Raw genomic sequence first — 17,896 nt, 5'->3', positions numbered from 1 at the left:
CGTCACCGCCCCGCATAGGGCGTCCGCTTCCGCAGGCCGCGGGGTGTGGCCGAGAACCCGGCCTCGACCAGGGTGGGTGCCAACGGGCTGGAGTGGACGGATTCGCCGTCCACCTTCTCCACGACGATCTTCTCGACGCCGCCGCGGTCGACGAGTTCGCCGAGGGCGAGCGCCGCGGCGTGCCGATCGCCTGGGTCGGCGGTGAACGTCAGCAGGGTCTTCCCTCCTCGCTCGACGTACAGCGCCAGGTCGCCGTCGACGAGGACGACCATGGCACCGGCCTTGCGGCCCGGCCGATGCCCCCCTTCCGTCGCAGGCCAGCCGAGGGCCGCGCCGTACGGGTTGGCGGGGTCGGTCGCCGCCAATGCCACGGCCGCGCGGGGCCGGTCCGGGGTGGGGGCGTCCGCGTAGCCGCGCAGCCGGTCGACGACGTCCGACGTCGAGAACTGAGCGGCACCGAGACCGTCGACGAAATAGCCGCGTCTGCACCGCCCGCTCTCCTCGAACTCGCGTAGCACCTTGTACATCAACGCGAACCCGCCGGGAACGTCCTCCGCGACAACCGAACCGCGGGTCACGACGCCGTGGCGGTCGAGCAGCAGGTCGGCCCGGCCGTGCGCGCGGATCGTCGGGTCCGGTTCCGGTTCGGGAAGCAGTGACCACCGGCCGCCCACGGTCGGGGGACCGGTCCGGGACGGCATCGTGGGCCGCGGCAGCGCGCGGTAGGCGCGGGTGCGCGGCGCGCGGCGCGGAGCGCGGTGACTGGGCGCGGCGCGTGTGGTGCCCGACAGCAGTGCCCGCAGCGGGGCCAGCGAATCGTTGCCGACGTACCCGCCCCACACCAGCTGCCACAGCGCGTCGGACAACGCCGCATCGTCGGTGGCGCCGATCTGGTCCGACAGGTTGCGGAAGAAGAAGGCGCCACCCGGCGCGAGGGTGTCGAGGATCGCGCGGTGCATCTCGGTCAGCTCGATCTCCTGTGGCGGCGTCAGCGTCAGGGGCGCCGTGTCCGCGAGGTGCAGCCGCACCCACCCGTCGCTCCCCGAGATGTGCCCGGCGCCCGACCACAGGACCTCCCCGGTGGTGGTCAGTTCGTCGAGCATCGCGGGGGTGTAGTCGCGCACGCGGGACGGCAGGACGATCGACTCCCACGCCGACGCCGGAATCGGCGCCCCGGCAAGCTGGTCGACGACGGCGGCCACCCCGTCGACGCCGCGCAGACCCCCACCGACGTGCTGCCAGTCGGGCAGGAACCGGCCGAGCGCCTGCTGCTCCACCGGCTCGACGTCCCTGCGGGCGGCGGCGAGCGACCGGCGTCGCAGGCGACGCAGGACCTCGGTGTCGCACCACTCCGATCCGGTTGCGGCGGGACGGAACTCGCCCTCGACGACGCGTTTGTCCTGGGCCAGCCGCAACAGGACGTCGCGGACCACCGAGACTCCGAGGCCGAATCGCGCCGCGGCGTCGGCGAGGGTGAACGGGCCGTGGGTGCGGGCGTAGCGGCCGATCAGGTCGCCGAGCGGGTCGTCGACCGGTTCGACGAACGCGGCGGGTACGCCGATAGGCAGCGGCACACCAAGTGCGTCCCGCATCCGCGGTGCGTCCTCGATCGCCACCCACCAGTCCGCGCCGGCGAAGGACACCGCCAGCGCACGCTTGCGGGATTCGAGTTCGCCCAGCCACGGCAGGGGATCCGCGGTCGCTCTGGCCGCGACCTCGGCCTCGGTGAGGGGGCCGAGGAGCCGCAACAGGTCTGCCACTCCCTCCGCGTCCCTGGCGTTGCGATCGGGAACCAGGCGCTGCAGTTCGAGTTCGGTCTGCTCGATGACGTTGTCGTCGAGCAGTTCCCGCAACTCCACCCGGCCGAGCAGTTCCGCCAACAACGTCGAGTCGAGCGACAGGGCGGCCGCACGGCGTTCGGCGAGGGGGCTGTCGCCCTCGTACATGAACGCGCCGACGTAGTCGAACAGCAGCGACGTCGCGAACGGTGACGGTGACGCCGTCTCCACCTCGACGATCCGGATCCGGCGGCGCCCGACGTCGGTGAGCAGTCGTGTCAGCGACGGCAGGTCGTACACATCCTGCAGGCACTCCCGCACGGTCTCGAGGAGGATCGGGAACGTCGGGTACTTGCGGGCGACGTCGAGGAGTTGAGCCGCGCGTTGGCGTTGCTGCCACAGCGGCGCGCGGCGGCCCGGGGTGCGCCGCGGCAGCAGCAGTGCGCGGGCCGCGCACTCGCGAAACCGGGACGCGAACAGGGCCGACCCGCCGACTTGCTCGGTGACGACGTCCTCGATCTCGTCGCGGTCGAACACGAACAGCTCCGCGCCGGGCGGAGCGTCCTCGGTGTCGGGGAGTCGCACGATGATGCCGTCGTCCGATGCCGTTGGTGCGGAGTCGATTCCGAAGCGCTCCTGCAGTCGGGCGCCGATGGCCAGTGCCCACGGCGCGTGCACGGGCATCCCGTACGGCGAGTGCAGAACCAGGCGCCAGTCGCCGAGTTCGTCCCGGAACCGTTCCAGGACCAGTGTTCGGTCGCTGGGGACCTGACCGGTCACCGCGGCCTGCTCGGAAACCAGCGCGAGGAGATTGGTGACGGCGTTGTCGTCGAGACCCTGCGACGCGAGCCGTGCCCGCAGCTCCTCTGGCTCGCCGAGTGATGTCTCCCGCAGAAACTCGCCGAGTGCGGCGCCCAGCTCGGCGGGGCGGCCCAGACCGTCACCGTGCCAGAACGGCAGGCGTCCGGGCATCCCGTAGGCGGGGGAGACGAGCACGCGGTCGTGGGTGATCTCCTCGATCCGCCAGCTCGTGGCGCCGAGGGCGAAGACGTCGCCGACGCGGGACTCGTAGACCATCTCCTCGTCGAGTTCGCCGACCCGGCTTTGCTTCTCGCCGACCATGTAGACGGTGAAGAGGCCGCGGTCGGGGATCGCGCCGCCCGAGGTCACGGCCAGGCGCTGCGCGCCCGGCCTGCCCGTCAGGACGTCGGCGTCGCGGTCCCACACCAGCCGCGGGCGCAGCTCGGCGAACTCGTCGGACGGGTAGCGGCCCGCGAGCAGGTCGAGGGTGGCGTCGAACGCGGACCGGGGCAGCGTCGCGAAGCTGCCGGTGCGCCGGACCGCGTCGAACCAGACGCCGGCGTCGATCGGGTCGAGCGCACAGGCTGCGACGGTGTGCTGGGCGAGGATGTCGAGCGGATTTGCGGGCACCGCAAGCGCTTCGATCCTCCCCGTCGTCATGCGCTCGACGGTGACCGCGCAGTGGATCAGGTCGGTGCGGTGTTTGGGGAACAGGACGCCGCGGGAGATCTCGCCGACCTGGTGTCCGGCGCGGCCGACACGCTGCAGCCCGCTCGCCACCGACGGCGGAGCCTCCACCTGGATCACGAGATCGACCGCACCCATGTCGATGCCGAGCTCCAGGCTCGACGTGGCGACGACACACCGCAGTCGCCCGGACTTGAGGTCGTCCTCGATCAGGGCGCGCTGATCCTTGCTGACCGAGCCGTGGTGGGCCCGGGCGAGCAGGGGATCGGCGCCGTGACTGACCTCCGATGTGGCCCCGATCAGCGCCGGTGTCCTGTGGGCTGTGGCCGCCGGGTCACCTCGGCTGGCCGCGCCGTCCTCGCCGAGACGTTCCGCGTACACCTCGTTGAGGCGGGCGGTCAGCCGCTCCGCGAGCCGCCTCGAATTGGCGAACACGATCGACGACGAGTGGTCGAGCACGAGGTCCACGATCTGTTCCTCGACGTGCGGCCAGATCGAACCCTGCTGCGGGGCAGGTGAAGCGGACTCCTCGTCCGGTGTGGTGACGCCGAGCTCCGTCATGTCCTCGACCGGGACGCGTACCGTCAGGTCGAACGTCTTGGGTGACGCGGGCGCCACGATGTGCACCGGTGCGGAGCCGGCCAGGAACCGCGCCACCTCCTCGTGCGGGCGCACGGTCGCCGACAATCCGATCCGTTGCGCGGGACGATCCAGCAGCATGTCCAGCCGCTCGAGCGAGAGTGCCAGGTGCGCACCACGTTTCGTCGCGGCCACCGCGTGCACCTCGTCCACGATCACGGTGTGCACCGAGGCGAGGGTCTCGCGCGCCGCCGAGGTCAGCATCAGGAACAGCGACTCCGGCGTCGTGATGAGGATGTCCGGGGGAGTGCGCAGCATGGTGCGACGAGCCGCGGGCGTGGTGTCGCCGGATCGCACGCCGACGGTGACCGCGGGAGGTGTCAGACCGAGCCGCTTCGCCGTCTGCGTGATGCCGACGAGCGGGGCGCGCAGGTTTCGTTCGACGTCGACGGCGAGGGCCTTGAGCGGCGACACGTACAGCACCGACGTTCCCGGCTTCCGGTCCGTCTCGGTGTCGTCCGTTCGATGCGGGCGTGACGCCAGCTGATCCAGTGCCCACAGGAACGCCGACAGTGTCTTGCCGGACCCCGTCGGGGCGACCACGAGGGCGTGCGCTCCGTCGGCGATCGCCTCCCACGCGCCGAGTTGCGCGGACGTGGGGGCCGGGAAGGCACCCTCGAACCACTCACGGGTGGCCGCGGAGAACCTGCCGAGCACCGAATCCATGGATCCATACTGCCCGCAGGGTCCGACATCGTCAGTACAGCGGACAGCGCCACCGGCACGTGTGCCGGTGGCGCCGGAGGGAACCCGGTCAGTGCCCGCAGGTCACGTGGAACCGCTCCCACGCTCCGACCTGCGTCGCGTCGGAATGGATCGCGTCGCTGACTCGGCCGCCACCGTCGACTGCGGTCAGATACCGGCCGTTGACGGTCGAGATCGAGTACCAGTCGCCACCGAGGGAGTGCAATGTGAGCTTCTCCCAGCCGCGCAGCCACGTGGCATCCGAGTGCATCACGTCGGTGATGCGCCCGCCGCCGCCGACGGCAGTCAGATAGTTGCCGGTCATGGTCTGGACGCCGTAGGCGATCTCCGGAGAGCCGTCGCGTGAGTCGACGAGAGTGAACTTCTCCCATCCACGGATCTGTGTCGCATCGGTGTGGAGGACGTCGGTGGTGCGTCCGCCGCCGCCGACGGCCGTCAGGTAGTTCCCGTTCACCGTCTGGAAGGCGCAGCCGGAGACGGGACCGTTGTAGGCGCTCGCCGACGCGGCGCCGAAGAGCCCACCGGCCATGACGGCGGCCGCCGCGAGTCCGGCGGTGATGAAACGTTTGGTACGACTGGACATGATGATCACCTCAGGGGTCGGTTCGGATGTTGACCCCAGCCTCACCCGGGGCGGCCGCGGGAAACACCGACCCTTGGGTGCAAACGGACACCACCCGGTGTCAGTCGGTGCCGCGACCGAACCGGTCCAGCAGCGCCGACCGGATCTGCGGTCGGGACGCCGCGACCAGCGTCAGCGTCGCCTCCCGCATGAGACGTTCGGCGGTCGCTCCGGCGATCGATGCTGCGCTGCCCGTCGCCGTGACCAGCGCGGCGGCGGTGCGCACGGCAAGTTCCGACGCCGCCGCGCGCGCCGTACTCAGGTCGCCGGTGCCCGCGAACGCCCCGTCCAGGCTCGCGCGGACCTGCTCGGCGTCGGAGGCGAATCGGCGGACGTCCACTCCGCGTTCGGCGAGTTCGGTGCGGGCCCGCCGTGCGACCCCCGTCGCCATGCAGCCGTTGAGCCACGACCCGAACAGTTGTCCGGCGGCGAACACGGCCGGGTCGACGACACCGACCACCTGCTCGTCCGGCACCACGAGTCCGTCGATCCGCAACCGCACGGTGTTGCTGCCGCGGGCGGCGATGAGCGGCAGATGCTCGACGGTGATGCCGTCGGTGGCTGCGGCGTCGACGAGGACGTGGACGATCGAGTCGTCGAACTCGTCCCGCGCAGACAGTTGCAGCACGTCGACGATGCCCCAGCCGGTGACGAACGGGGCCACTCCGTCGAGGATGTAGCCGTCGCCGTCGACGCGACGTGCGTACAGCAGTGGTGGTTGCGGGATCGCACCAGCGAAGGCGACGCCGCCGCGCACCGACCCGGAGACGAGACCGTCCCAGAACCGTTCGCGCAGAGCGGTGTTGGGGCTGGCGGCGAGCGCCGCGACGACCCCGTGATGCTGCATCCAGGTGAACGTCGTCGCGAGGCACCCGCCGCACAGCGTCTCGACGACCGCGACGAGGTCGCCGATGTCGATGGTCGGGCCACCGAGTTCGGGGGGTGCGGCGAGACCGTAGAACCCCGCGTCGGCGAGTGCGTAGAAGTGGCTCGACGGGATCTCCCCGTCGGCGTCCACGCTGTCGGCGACCGGGAACAGCACGTCCTCGGCGATGTCGTGAGCGAGCTCCGGCCAGTGCGTCACGGCGCCAGCGTATTGCCCGCGGGTCCCGTCTGCCCGGAGGCGGACCGACGGGACCCATCAGTTTTTACATGCCGAGTGTCTACATGCCGGTCGGTGGGTGGCCCAGGGAGAAGGCCGCGCCGAAAGGGTCGGTGACCGTTGCGAGCGTCCCGTAGGGGGTGTCCTCGGCGGGCATCAGGACCGTGCCGCCGAGCGATTCGACCTGCGCGACGGTGGCGGCGACATCGTCGGATGTGACATACGCCTGCCAGAACGACGGCACCTCGGGTGGACTGAGCTTCGAGGTGTCCATGATGCCCGAGTACGACAAATCGCCGATGAAGACCTGGCTGTAGGCATCCGGTCCGGGCGAGCCGTCCCCGCCCGTTCCGATCTCCTCGAGCCGAGCGCCGATCACCTTCGGGTAGAAGTCGATCGACTTCGCATAGTCCTTGCTGTGGCACTCGAACCAGTACGGCGTCCCGTGCTCGCCCCACTGGGTGAACCCGTGGTGCAGGCCGGGCTGCCAGAACCCGATCACCGCTCCTGCAGGATCTGTCACCACTGCCATGGTGCCCTCGTCGCCGACCGCCATCGGCGGGACCATCACCGAACCGCCCGCGGCCTCGGCCGCCGCCAACGTCGCCGCCGCGTCGTCGGTGCGCAGGTACACGGACCAGATGTTCGGCGGGCCGCCGGCCTCCTCCATCCACGGAGACAGGCCGGCCACGCGTCGCCCGTTCTTCGTGAAGTTCTGGTAGCCGCCGAACTCTTCGCGCGGTGCCTCGACCTCCCAGCCGAAGATCGCGCTATAGAACTCCGCAGCCTTCGCGGGGTTGCTGCTCATCAGATCGAACCAGACTGGGGCACCAGCAGGTGCGGAGTATTCGGACATGATCGAACCCTTCTCGGACGCAACGTTCTCGGATGCAGGTACTGACCGCTGTCGCGTCCGATTCTCATCGGCGCGCCGGTGGATTGCCACCTGTCAGCGGAATCGTCCGCCGCTCCGCTTCCCGTTGATCGAGCGTGACGAGCGAGGCGCCACACCCTGAGCGACGCCGTGTGCGAGCCCCGGCCGGTGCGTCACGGGCCGTCTCCGGATCCGCCGAGAAGCGCGCGCAGGTTTCGGGTGATCACCGAGGTCGAGATCGTCGGGTCGATGGCCCGCTGGATGCCGAGGCCGACGCCGAAGCTCAGGACGCTGGTCGTCGCGTCCTCCACGGACATCGGGAGGGTGACCTCGCCGGACGCCACGAGCGCGCCGAGGACGGCCTGCACGATGTGATGGGTCGAGGACAGGTTCGTTGCCAGCGCCGTTCGCAGTTCGGGGTCGTGACGGGTGGCTGCGATGAACTCGAACTCGAGCATCGTCCATTCGACGTCACCGAGGGTGCGCTCCGCCCAGTCCTCGAACGCGATCAGCCGTTCCTCGAGCGGCACCGGCCGCGCCATCACCTCGGCGATTTCGCTGCCCTTGGTCGCGTGGATCAGCTGGAGGACCTCCAGGCAGAGCTCCTTCTTGTTGCGGAAGTTCGAGTACACGGCACCCTTCGAGTAGCCGGCCTCCTCCGCGACCTTCTCGAGGGAGGTGACGCCGTAGCCATTGGCGAGGAACAGGTCGCGGGCGGTCGCTATCAGGTGGGCCCGCGTCTGGGCCTGGCTTTCCGACCTGGTCATCCGGGTCATCGACACTCCGTTCGCGAAAATTCTCCATTTGGCATACCGATGGTATTCGAATACTGCTAGTTTCTGAATATGACTTCGAGTGACAGACACCTTCGTCGGGGACTGGTCATCGGTTGCGGCGGCACTCTCGGTGCGGCGTGGACGGTCGCGGCACTGGCTGCCGTCCGCAACGCCCTGGATTGGGACCCACGCGAGGCGGACGTCCTCGTCGGGACGTCGGCGGGCGCGGAACTCGTCACGATGCTCGGCAGCGGTCTCGGCGTGGACGAGCTGGTCGCGATGCAGCTGGGCGAGCAGGTCGCCCACCCGGCGCTGCGCACCCACCTGGCCGACGCACCGGGCCGGTTCCCGCCCCTGCCGCGCCTCGGGCTCGGGTCGCGGCGACTGGTCCGGAACCGCAGCGTCGGTACCGTCACCGCACTGAGCGGCCTGCTCCCGCCCGGCGGCGGGGACGCGGCATGGCTCGATCGGCTCGCATCCGGGATGGCGCCGGATCGTGCGTGGGTGGCGCACCCCGCGACCTGGCTCGTCGCGATGGATCACGACTCCGGCGAACGCGTCGCGTTCGGGTCTCCGGGTGCTCCGGAAGCGACGCTCTCGCAAGCGCTTCGCGCGTCGTGGGCGATCCCCGGCTGGTTCCCGCCGGTGCGGATCGGTGGTCGTCGATTCGTCGACGGCGGGGCCGCGTCGACCGCCTCCGCGGACCTCGTCGCGCCGCTCGAACTCGACGAACTCGTCGTGCTCGCGCCGATGGCGTCCACCGGCCGGGTGCCTGCGCGCGGCGCCGCTCGACTCGAACGGCTGATCCTGCGCGGATGGATGAGTGCGGGTCTCGACGCCGAACTGGACGTCGTGCGCGCCGCGGGAACCCGGGTGATCCGCCTCGACGCGACTGCCGAGGACCTCGCCGTGATGGGCCCGAACTTCATGGACAACCGCAGACGGCTCGCGACGCTGGAGTCGTCGCTGCGCACCACCCGGGCCGCCGTGGCCCGCCAGATCGAGAACGGAGTGACGCGATGACCCAGCCGGAACACGTCGAGTTCGCCATCATCGGAGCCGGAATCTCCGGCATCGGTGCGGCGATCACCCTGCGACGCATGGGCATCACCGACTTCGTCGTCCTCGAGAAGGGCGACGCACTCGGCGGCACGTGGCGCGACAACAGTTACCCCGGATGTGCGTGCGACGTCCCGTCCGGGCTCTACTCGTACTCGTTCGCCCCCAATCCGGAGTGGACCAGGCTGTTCGCCGGGCAAGGGGAGATCCTCGACTACGTCGACAGGATTGCCGCCGAACACGGCGTCGGAGAGCACGTCCGCTTCGGCACCGAGATGACCCGTGCGCAATGGGACGAGACCCGCCACCGGTGGGTGGTCGACACGAACCGCGGAACCCTCACCGCGGGTTCGGTGATCGCGGCCGCCGGGCCGTGGAGCGAACCGCTGGTGCCCGACATCCCGGGACTCGACACCTTCGACGGCGAGGCCTTCCACTCGTCCCGGTGGAACCACGACCTCGACCTGACCGGGAAGCGGGTCGCGGTGGTCGGAACCGGTGCGTCCGCAGTGCAGTTCGTGCCCGCGATCGTGCCCGACGTCGAGCAACTGCACCTGTACCAGCGCACTGCCCAGTGGGTGCTGCCCAAGCCCGACCACTACGTTCCGAAGGTCGAACGGTGGGTCATGCGGCGCGTTCCCGGTGCGCAGCGGGCCTTGCGGTCGATCGAGTACACCATCATGGAGGCGCTCGGCGTCGGCTTCCGCAACCCGTGGATCCTGCGGATCGTGCAGCAGATCGGCCGAGCCCAACTCCGAGCGCAGGTCCCCGATCCCGAACTGCGACAGGCACTCACACCGGACTACACCCTCGGCTGCAAGCGGCTGCTGCTGTCCAACACCTACTACCCGGCGCTGACGCGGCCGAACGTCGAGGTGCACGCGAACGCCGTCGCCTCCGTGCGCGGCAACACCGTCATCGGAACCGACGGCGCCGAACGCGAGGTCGACGTCATCATCTTCGGCACCGGCTTCCACATCCTCGACATGCCCATCGGCAGCAAGGTCTTCGACGGTGCCGGCCGCAGCCTCGACGATCACTGGAAGGGCAGTCCACAGGCCTACCTCGGGACCACGGTCGCGGGATTCCCCAACGCCTTCGTCCTGCTCGGTCCCGCGCTCGGTACCGGACACACCTCGGCATTCACCATCCTCGAAGCGCAGTTGGAGTACCTGGCGTCGGCGATCAGCGCGGCCCGCACCGGAGGGTGGACACGGATGGAGACCCGCGCCGACGTGCAGGCCGCCTTCAACGCCGACGTGCAGCAGGCGCTGGCGACGACCGTCTACAACGCGGGCGGCTGCCAGAGCTACTTCCTCGACGTCAACGGTCGCAACAGCTTCAACTGGCCGTGGTCGACGGGCCGAATGGTGCAGCGACTGAACGAATTCGATCAACGAGCATACGAGGTGTCGACACGATGAAGTACCCGGAGATCTCCCTCGGCGGCGCGGTCGTCCTCGTCACGGGCGCGGGACGCGGCATCGGCCGGGCCACCGCGCAGGCGCTGGCGGCCGGCGGTGCGCGCGTCGCGGTGGCCGACCTGGACCGCGCCGCAGCGGACGCCGCGGCGGCCGAGATCGGTTCGGCGGCGCGGGCGTACACCCTCGACGTGCGTTCCCGGGCGTCGTGGGACGCGTGTGTCGCCGCGGTCGTCGCGGACCTCGGGCCGATCGACGTCCTGGTCGGCAATGCGGGTGTGATGCCGGTGGCGCCGTTCCTCGACGAACCGGACGAGATCGGCGAGGCAACCCTCGACGTGAACGTGTGGGGCCTGATCCATGGCATGCGGGCGGTGGCGCCGGCGATGATCGAGCGGGGTCGCGGGCACATCATCAACGTCGCGTCCCTCGCCGGGAAGATCGCGATCCCCGGGCTGGCCGTCTACAACGCCAGCAAGTTCGCGGCCGTCGGGCTGTCGGCGGCGGCGCGCCTGGAGTTCGCCGAGCACGGGGTGAGCGTGTCGACGGTGCTGCCCAGCGCGGTGCGCACCACGCTGACGTCGGGCCTGCCGCTCGGCAAGGGGCTGCCCACGGTCGACCCCGAGGACATCGCGGCCGCCGTCGTCCGGACCTGCCGCACCCGGCGAGCCGAGACGCCCGTGCCCGGCTACCTGGCCGCCCTCGACCTCGGGCTCGCCGCGGCACCGGAGACGCTGATCCGGCTCGTGCGGCGGGTCGTCGGCGGCGACCGGGCCGTGACCTCCGTCGACTCGGCGGCGCGGGCGGACTACGACGAGCGTGTCCGCCGGCTGTGACCGGTGTGGGTGGCCGCGGGCGTCGGTAGGTCCGTCGCTCGGCGCAGTGTCACCGACCTGTCTCGTTCGCGAGGACCTCGGCCAGGGCGCGGAAGGTCGCGTCGGCTGGATGTGCGTCGGGAACGTTCGACTCGTTCATGTACACGACGATGCTCGCGCCCGTGTCGGGGTCGTGGAACGTCGCGGCGGTGAACCCGATGCCCTCGCCGTTGTGGCCCCACCAGCCGCCGGTCTCGCCCATGCCGACCGCGTACAGGTCGTACGGCGGTCGGGGGATCGGGTGGCCGACCTGACGCAGCTCCTGCGTCTCGGGCTTCAGCAGCGCACCGGTGCCGAGCGTCTGCGCCCAGACCCGGCCGTCGTCGAGGGTCGAGAACAGCGCTCCCGCGGCACCGAGGATCGAGGGGTTCTCGTCCTGGCCCTCCGGGATCCCGTCGGTCACGATGTAGCCGACGGGATGGGGTGCTGCCCAGTCGTCGACGTCGGTCAGATAGGCGGTGCCGGACTGTCCGAGCGGCCCGAGGATGCGCTCGTCGAGCGCCTCGGCGTAGGACTGACCGGTGACCTTCTCGATGACGGCGCCGAGGAGGTTCGTGTTGGCGTTCGTGTACTCGTAGTCGCTGCCGGGGGCGAACTGCGCCGGCTGGTCGATCACGAAGCTGTTCAGTTCGGCGAGGGTGTAGATCTTCGTCGGGTCCGCGCTGAAGTCGTCGATGAAGGCCTGCCCCACGTAGTCGGCGTTGCCGCTCGACATGTTCGCGAGCTCGAGGAGGGTGATCTCGTCGCCGTCAGTGATCCCGTCGACGTACCGGTCGATGGTGTCGTCGAGACTCAGCTTGCCCTCGTCGGCCAGCTGGAGAACGAGGGTGACGGTGTACGACTTGGTGACGCTCCGGATGGGCCAGGTCATGTCGGTGGTGACGGGGACGTTGCCGTCGACGTCGGCGAGGCCGACCGCGGTCGTCCACGAGCCCTGCCCGGGAACCCAGACGCCCGCGGCAGCGCCGGGCACGTCGTACTCCGTCATGACCTGCTCGACCGCGTTCCGTAGCCGGTCCTGGAGCTCGGCGGGCAACTCGCCCTCGGGTGCGGCCGGTCGGGTCGCCGATGGAGCGGTCCCGGCGTCGTCACTCGGTGCGGCTGTGCATCCGCCGACCAGAAGGCCGAGGGCGGCGATCGCGCCGACCGCGAGACGTCGCCATGTTCGCACGGCATCGTGGGTCGTCATCGTTCCCCTCACCGAGAACGGGCAGAGCCACGTCGACTCGCGCCTCGGCTCTCATGCTGGGGGACGCGGTCGCGCGCCGCAATCCGACATCGCCTACCCGAAGTGCACTCCCTGCGCGAGGGGGAGCTGGTCGGAGTAGTTGACGGTGTTGGTCGCGCGGCGCATGTACGCCTTCCACGAGTCGGAACCGGACTCGCGGCCACCGCCGGTCTCCTTCTCACCGCCGAACGCGCCGCCGATCTCGGCGCCCGACGTGCCGATGTTGACGTTCGCGATGCCGCAGTCCGACCCGTCGGCGGCGAGGAAGCGTTCCGCCTCACGCTGATCGAGGGTGAAGATCGAGGACGCCAGACCCTGCGGGACGGCGTTGTGCAGCGCGATCGCCTCGTCGAACCTGTCGTACGTCAGCACGTACAGGATCGGTGCGAACGTTTCCTCCAGGACGACGGCGGTCTGCTCGGGCATCCGCACCAGTGCGGGTGACGCGTAGACGCCGTCGCGATCCACCCGCTCGCCGCCGCACACCACCGTGCCCCCGGCGTCGCGTGCCCGACCCAGCGCGGCCGCCATTGCGTCCCATGATCGTTCGCGGATCAGCGGGCCGACGAGTACGCCGTCCTCGAACGGATCACCGACCCGGAGCTGTCGGTACGCGTCCGCGACCCGGTCGACGACGGTGTCCACGACCGACGAGTGCACGATCAGCCGGCGCAGCGTCGTGCAGCGCTGCCCTGCGGTGCCCGCGGCGGCGAACACGATCCCGCGGACGGCTAGGTCCAGGTCCGCGGACGGCGCGACGACCGCGGCGTTGTTGCCGCCCAACTCCAGCAGGCACCGTCCGAACCGGGCCGCCACCCGGGGTCCGACCTCGCGACCCATCCGCACCGACCCCGTCGCGCTGACCAGGGCGACCCGCGGGTCGTCGACGAGCTGTTCACCGACCGGTCCGCTCCCGAGCAGAACGGAGTGAAGGCTGTCCGGTGCACCGATTTCCTTCGCCGCCTGCTGCAGCAGCGCATCGCACGCGAGGGCCGTCAACGGAGTCAGCTCGGACGGCTTCCACACCACGGGATCGCCGCACACCAGGGCGATTGCGGTGTTCCACGCCCAGACCGCGACGGGAAAGTTGAACGCGGAGATCACCCCGACGACCCCGAGCGGATGCCAGGTCTCCATCAGCCGGTGGCCGGGACGCTCGGACGGCATGGTCCGGCCGTAGAGCTGCCGCGACAACCCGACCGCGAACTCGCAGACGTCGATCATCTCCTGCACTTCGCCGAGGGCCTCGGACGGAATCTTCCCGGCCTCGATCGTGACGAGGTCGGCGAGCGCGTGCTTGTGCTCGGTGAGCAGTTCGCCGAGGCGACGCACCAGTGCCCCACGAGCGGGCGCGGGCACGACCCGCCACTGCGAGAACGCCTGCTGCGCATGCTCGATCGCCGCCGACACGTCGTCCGGTGTGCTCTCGCGCAACGTGAACAGCACGGTGCCGTCCACCGGTGAGAGCGCGGGCAGGTCGTCGCCGGACGGGACGGTGACGCCGCACGCGCGCAGGGCGTCGGCGGCGCGGCTGCACAGGTCGCGGGGTACGGTCTCGGTCATCGCGGTGCCTCCGTCGGTCTCACGGTTCGGAACGTGTCGGGTTCGAGTACGTACTGGGCTAGCCTGCCCCCATGTCGGAGCCATTGGACGAGATCGACACACTGCTCGTGCACGAACTGGTCGACGACGGCCGCGCCACGCTGTCCGCGCTCGCGCAGAAGGCGGGGTTGTCGGTGTCCGCGGTCCAGACGCGGGTGCGGCGCCTCGAGTCCAGGGGAGTGATCCGCGGGTACGGTGCCCGCGTCGACCCCGCCGCGCTCGGCGACGAACTGTCGGCGTTCGTGGCGATCACTCCTTTCGATCCGTCGGGCCCGGACGACGCCCCCGCGCGGCTGGCGGACATTCCCGAGGTCCGTGCGTGTCACTCTGTTGCCGGTGAGGACAGCTACGTGTTGCTGGTGCGGGTGGCGTCTCCCCGGGCCCTCGAGCACCTGTTGCAGCGAATTCGGACCGCCGCGAACGTCCGAACCCGCAGCACCATCATTCTGCAAACATTTTACGATCAGACGTAGCCTGAACCGGAATTGTTACATCAGGCCAGTGCATTTCCGTAAGTTTTGCGCATAGCCTGACGGTATGAGCGGCGCCATCGATCACCGACCCGGCCCCGGGCGTATCGGGCCCGGCGATGTTCTCCGCGTGCTCGGCGAGCACCTCCTGGTCGACGGATTCGATCTCGTCCTCGACCTGAAACGCTCCCGGGGTCGCACCCTCGTCGACGAACGCGACGGCACCGAATACCTCGACATGTTCGGGTTCTTCGCCTCCTCCGCGCTCGGGATGAACCATCCCGACCTCGCGGACGATCCCGCGTTCCTGCTCGAGCTCGCCGAGGCGGCCGTCAACAAACCCAGCAACTCCGACGTCTACACCACCGAGATGGCACGGTTCGTCGACACCTTCGAACGGGTCCTCGGCGACCCCCGACTGCCGCACCTGTTCCTCGTCGACGGTGGCGCACTCGCCGTCGAGAACGCGCTCAAGGTCGCGTTCGACTGGAAGAGTCGCCGCAACGAGGCCGCCGGCCGCGACGCCGCGCTCGGCACCAAGGTCCTGCACCTGCGGCACGCCTTCCATGGTCGCAGCGGTTACACCCTCTCCCTGACCAACACCGACCCGATCAAGGTCGCCCGGTTCCCGCGATTCGACTGGCCGCGGATCGACGCTCCCGCAGTCGAAACCGGCGTCGACATCGCCGCCGCCGAGGAACTCGCCCTGAGTCAGGCGCGCCGGGCCTTCGCCGACCATCCCCACGACATCGCCTGTTTCGTCGCCGAGCCGATCCAGGGCGAGGGCGGCGACCGGCACCTGCGTCCGGAGTTCCTGCAGTCGATGGCCCGGCTCTGCACCGAACGCGATGCCCTGTTCGTCCTCGACGAAGTGCAGACCGGGGTCGGGCTCACCGGAACCGCCTGGGCGTACCGGCAACTCGGCCTCGAACCGGACATCGTCGCGTTCGGGAAGAAGACCCAGGTGTGCGGGATCATGGCCGGCGGACGCGTCGACGAGGAGCCGCACAACGTCTTCCGCGTGAGCTCCCGAATCAACTCCACCTGGGGCGGCAACCTCACCGACATGGTCAGGGCCAGACGTGTTCTCGAAGTCGTGGAGCGGGACCGGCTGATCGACCGGGCACGACTGCTCGGCTCGCACCTGCTCACCGAGTTGCGCGCACTCGCCGCGCGCCGTCCCGGAGTCGTGACCGACGCGCGGGGACGCGGACTCATGTGCGCGGTCACCCTCGACACCGCGACCCGACGGGACGCGGCGGTCGCCGCACTGCGCGAGCGCGAACACGTGCTCCTGCTCGGCACGGGTGAGCGGGGAGTCCGGTTCCGGCCACCGCTGACGGTCACGACGACCGAACTGTCCGACGCCGTTGCCGCACTCGACCGGGTACTCGACTGATCGACCCAGGTCGACGGGCGAAATCCGAACCTGTCGTACCCCCCTGTCATTCTGAGCGGCTCCGGAAGTGGAGCGGCGGATCCCGCGCGCGGCGTTGATCGACAACGTCCGATCGCGGACACCGCCCCGAACGCTCCGAAGGACCACCACGTGACCCACCCGTTCGAACCACCCGCGCATGCCGACCGCGACCTGACCCGGGCCACCTGGATGATCTGCGTTGCCTCAGCGCTGGTGCTCGGCATGACGATCGGCGTGGCCGTAGGTGACGCCGCAGGTCCGGCAGCATGCGGCCCGGGTGAGGGCATTGTCGCGACGCCGACGGGCCAGTGACGGATCACGTGGATTACCGTGCAGGCATGAGCATCATGCGGCCACTCGGCTCCCTCATCCCCGTCTCGTCCGTGCCCAACCTGCGCGACGCAGGCGGCTACCCCGCCGGTGCCGGAGCGACGGTGCGCCGGGGAGTGCTCTACCGGTCAACCGACCTCGGTGCCGTCACCGACACCGACGCGGTCGCACTCGACGATCTCGGCATCGCCACGGTGTTCGACCTGCGCACTGTTGCGGAACGGGAGGTGCGGCCCGACCGCGTCCCGACCGGCGCGAAGGAGGTGCCCCTCGACGTCCTCGCGGACCGTGATCCGTCGGCGGCGCCCGCGATGATGCTCAAGCTCCTCGAGGACCCGAAGCTCGCAGAGGAGGCGCTCGGCGGCTCGGAGGCCAGCGAGCACCTGCTGAGCAGTTACCGCGAGTTCGTGTCGCTGCCGTCCGCGGTCACGGCCTACCGGTCCCTCTACACCGACCTCGCCCGCGGGACCGATGCGCCCGCACTGATCCACTGCACCACGGGCAAGGACCGCACCGGCTGGGGCGTCGCCGCGCTGCTGCTGCTCCTCGGAGTCGACGAGGAAACGGTCTTCACCGAATACCTGCTCACCAACGAGCATCTGCTGCCTGCGCTCTCGCCGGTGTTCGACCGTTTCCGCAACGCGGGCGGAAACCCGGACATCCTGCTGCCGATTCTCGGTGTGCGCCGGGAGTACCTGGAGACGGCGATCGACGAGATGAGCACGACGTTCGGCGACATCGAGAGCTACTTCACACGGGGACTCGGACTCGAAGCAGAGGACGTGAACGCGCTGCGGGAGCGTCTGCTCAGCCGCGACTGATCGTCAGCCCGAGTCCCGCCGCACCGAAGCGCTGCACCGATTCCACGGCGGCGTCGAGTGCGTCGTCGTGGCCGGGGCGCGCCCGCCCGGTCAGGGACGCGGCGTCGCCGTGCAGGGTCAGGCCGACCTCGGCGAGCAGTTCGCCGGTGGTCGGCTCGCACACCGCCCACGAGTAGTGCTCGTCGGACGCCCACTGCGCGGCGCGCGTCGCAACGTGCTCGGGATCGGTGATGCCGCAGTCGGCAAGCGCGGGCCGGTCGTCGACGCGTTCGTCGGACCGCAACGCACGCAGATACCAGGATCCGGCGTTGATTTCGATCGGTTCCATGAGATTCCTCAGGTGCCTGGCGCACGTGCGCGAGTCCGGTAACCGGAGCTACCGAACTCGCGCACGTGCCCGGAGGGCCTACTTCAGTTCGGCGAGGACGGTGCCCTGCGTGATCGCGGCACCCGGCTCGACAGCCAACCCCGTCACGACACCCGCCTTGTGCGCGGTCACCGGGTTCTCCATCTTCATCGCCTCGAGGACCACGATCAGATCACCCTCGGCGACCTCCTGACCCTCCTCGACAGCAACCTTGACGACGGTGCCCTGCATCGGCGCGGTGACCGCATCACCCGACGCGGCACCCGCACCGCCGCCACCACGCTTACGGGACTTCGGCTTGCGGGTGATCGCCCCGACC

Annotated in this window: 16 protein-coding genes; 7 read left to right on the top strand and 9 right to left on the bottom strand. The window is 70.0% G+C overall.

Features of this window, described 5'->3' with window-relative positions; all coding sequences use genetic code 11:
• Positions 1 to 2: 2 nt before the first annotated feature.
• From RHCRD62_RS05495 to RHCRD62_RS05475, 5 genes are all read right to left on the bottom strand, one after another.
• The gene (locus RHCRD62_RS05495; RefSeq protein WP_050063714.1) at positions 3 to 4,571 is read right to left on the bottom strand and encodes an ATP-dependent helicase; all 4,569 of its coding nucleotides are present in this window, start codon (positions 4,569 to 4,571) and stop codon (positions 3 to 5) included.
• A gap of 88 nt (positions 4,572 to 4,659) precedes the next feature.
• A complete protein-coding gene (locus RHCRD62_RS05490) occupies positions 4,660 to 5,193 on the bottom strand; it encodes a fascin domain-containing protein (protein WP_212744385.1) in 534 nt (177 codons plus the stop codon).
• 100 nt (positions 5,194 to 5,293) lie between these two features.
• The gene (locus RHCRD62_RS05485) at positions 5,294 to 6,316 is read right to left on the bottom strand and encodes an acyl-CoA dehydrogenase family protein (RefSeq protein WP_050063713.1); all 1,023 of its coding nucleotides are present in this window, start codon (positions 6,314 to 6,316) and stop codon (positions 5,294 to 5,296) included.
• Positions 6,317 to 6,395: 79 nt separating this feature from the next.
• Positions 6,396 to 7,190: a VOC family protein gene (locus RHCRD62_RS05480; RefSeq protein ID WP_050063827.1), complete on the bottom strand. Its 795-nt coding sequence runs from the start codon at positions 7,188 to 7,190 to the stop codon at positions 6,396 to 6,398.
• A 191-nt stretch (positions 7,191 to 7,381) separates the two neighbouring features.
• Positions 7,382 to 7,984 (bottom strand): TetR/AcrR family transcriptional regulator, encoded by a 603-nt coding sequence (locus tag RHCRD62_RS05475; RefSeq protein ID WP_050063826.1) that lies wholly within the window; start codon positions 7,982 to 7,984, stop codon positions 7,382 to 7,384.
• Between the two features lie 69 nt (positions 7,985 to 8,053).
• Here RHCRD62_RS05475 and RHCRD62_RS05470 point away from each other — a divergent pair, with 69 nt between their 5' ends.
• Genes RHCRD62_RS05470 through RHCRD62_RS05460 form a run of 3 tightly spaced genes read left to right on the top strand, consistent with a single transcriptional unit; the run spans position 8,054 to position 11,300 of the window.
• Positions 8,054 to 9,007, top strand: a complete 954-nt coding sequence (locus RHCRD62_RS05470) for a patatin-like phospholipase family protein (protein WP_050063712.1) — start codon at positions 8,054 to 8,056, stop codon at positions 9,005 to 9,007.
• Positions 9,004 to 10,467 (top strand): flavin-containing monooxygenase, encoded by a 1,464-nt coding sequence (locus tag RHCRD62_RS05465; protein ID WP_050063711.1) that lies wholly within the window; start codon positions 9,004 to 9,006, stop codon positions 10,465 to 10,467. The genes RHCRD62_RS05470 and RHCRD62_RS05465 overlap by 4 nt, the downstream gene beginning before the upstream one ends.
• Positions 10,464 to 11,300: an SDR family oxidoreductase gene (locus tag RHCRD62_RS05460; RefSeq protein WP_050063710.1), complete on the top strand. Its 837-nt coding sequence runs from the start codon at positions 10,464 to 10,466 to the stop codon at positions 11,298 to 11,300. The genes RHCRD62_RS05465 and RHCRD62_RS05460 overlap by 4 nt, the downstream gene beginning before the upstream one ends.
• 49 nt (positions 11,301 to 11,349) lie before the next feature.
• Here the strand turns inward: RHCRD62_RS05460 and RHCRD62_RS05455 are convergent, their stop codons facing one another.
• Both RHCRD62_RS05455 and RHCRD62_RS05450 read right to left on the bottom strand, forming a co-directional pair.
• Positions 11,350 to 12,528: a serine hydrolase domain-containing protein gene (locus tag RHCRD62_RS05455; protein WP_050063709.1), complete on the bottom strand. Its 1,179-nt coding sequence runs from the start codon at positions 12,526 to 12,528 to the stop codon at positions 11,350 to 11,352.
• A 93-nt stretch (positions 12,529 to 12,621) separates the two neighbouring features.
• On the bottom strand, positions 12,622 to 14,130 hold the full coding sequence (locus RHCRD62_RS05450) for an L-piperidine-6-carboxylate dehydrogenase (protein ID WP_050063708.1): 1,509 nt from the start codon (positions 14,128 to 14,130) through the stop codon (positions 12,622 to 12,624).
• Between the two features lie 71 nt (positions 14,131 to 14,201).
• Here RHCRD62_RS05450 and RHCRD62_RS05445 point away from each other — a divergent pair, with 71 nt between their 5' ends.
• From RHCRD62_RS05445 to RHCRD62_RS05430, 4 genes are all read left to right on the top strand, one after another.
• Positions 14,202 to 14,642 (top strand): Lrp/AsnC family transcriptional regulator, encoded by a 441-nt coding sequence (locus RHCRD62_RS05445; RefSeq protein ID WP_050063707.1) that lies wholly within the window; start codon positions 14,202 to 14,204, stop codon positions 14,640 to 14,642.
• Between the two features lie 64 nt (positions 14,643 to 14,706).
• Entirely contained in the window at positions 14,707 to 16,038 is a 1,332-nt protein-coding gene (gene lat / locus RHCRD62_RS05440; protein ID WP_050063706.1) for an L-lysine 6-transaminase, read from the top strand.
• A gap of 150 nt (positions 16,039 to 16,188) precedes the next feature.
• Positions 16,189 to 16,371, top strand: a complete 183-nt coding sequence (locus RHCRD62_RS05435; protein WP_050063705.1) for a hypothetical protein — start codon at positions 16,189 to 16,191, stop codon at positions 16,369 to 16,371.
• A gap of 26 nt (positions 16,372 to 16,397) precedes the next feature.
• Positions 16,398 to 17,210 carry a tyrosine-protein phosphatase gene (locus RHCRD62_RS05430; protein ID WP_157050819.1) on the top strand — a complete coding sequence of 271 codons (813 nt, stop codon included), beginning with the start codon at positions 16,398 to 16,400 and terminating at the stop codon, positions 17,208 to 17,210.
• Here RHCRD62_RS05430 and RHCRD62_RS05425 read toward each other — a convergent pair.
• Complete coding sequence (locus tag RHCRD62_RS05425) at positions 17,197 to 17,538, bottom strand: hypothetical protein (protein ID WP_050063704.1); 342 nt, start codon at positions 17,536 to 17,538, stop codon at positions 17,197 to 17,199. The genes RHCRD62_RS05430 and RHCRD62_RS05425 overlap by 14 nt on opposite strands.
• Positions 17,539 to 17,616: 78 nt before the next feature.
• The coding region (locus tag RHCRD62_RS05420; protein ID WP_157050818.1) for an acyl-CoA carboxylase biotin carboxyl carrier protein subunit at positions 17,617 to 17,896 on the bottom strand (280 nt) is incomplete at its 5' end.

The sequence above is a fragment of the Rhodococcus sp. RD6.2 genome (assembly GCF_001040705.1).
GTDB lineage: Bacteria > Actinomycetota > Actinomycetes > Mycobacteriales > Mycobacteriaceae > Rhodococcus_G.
Note: the sequence above shows the minus strand (reverse complement) of the source record. Positions and strands in the feature narration are given on the sequence as shown.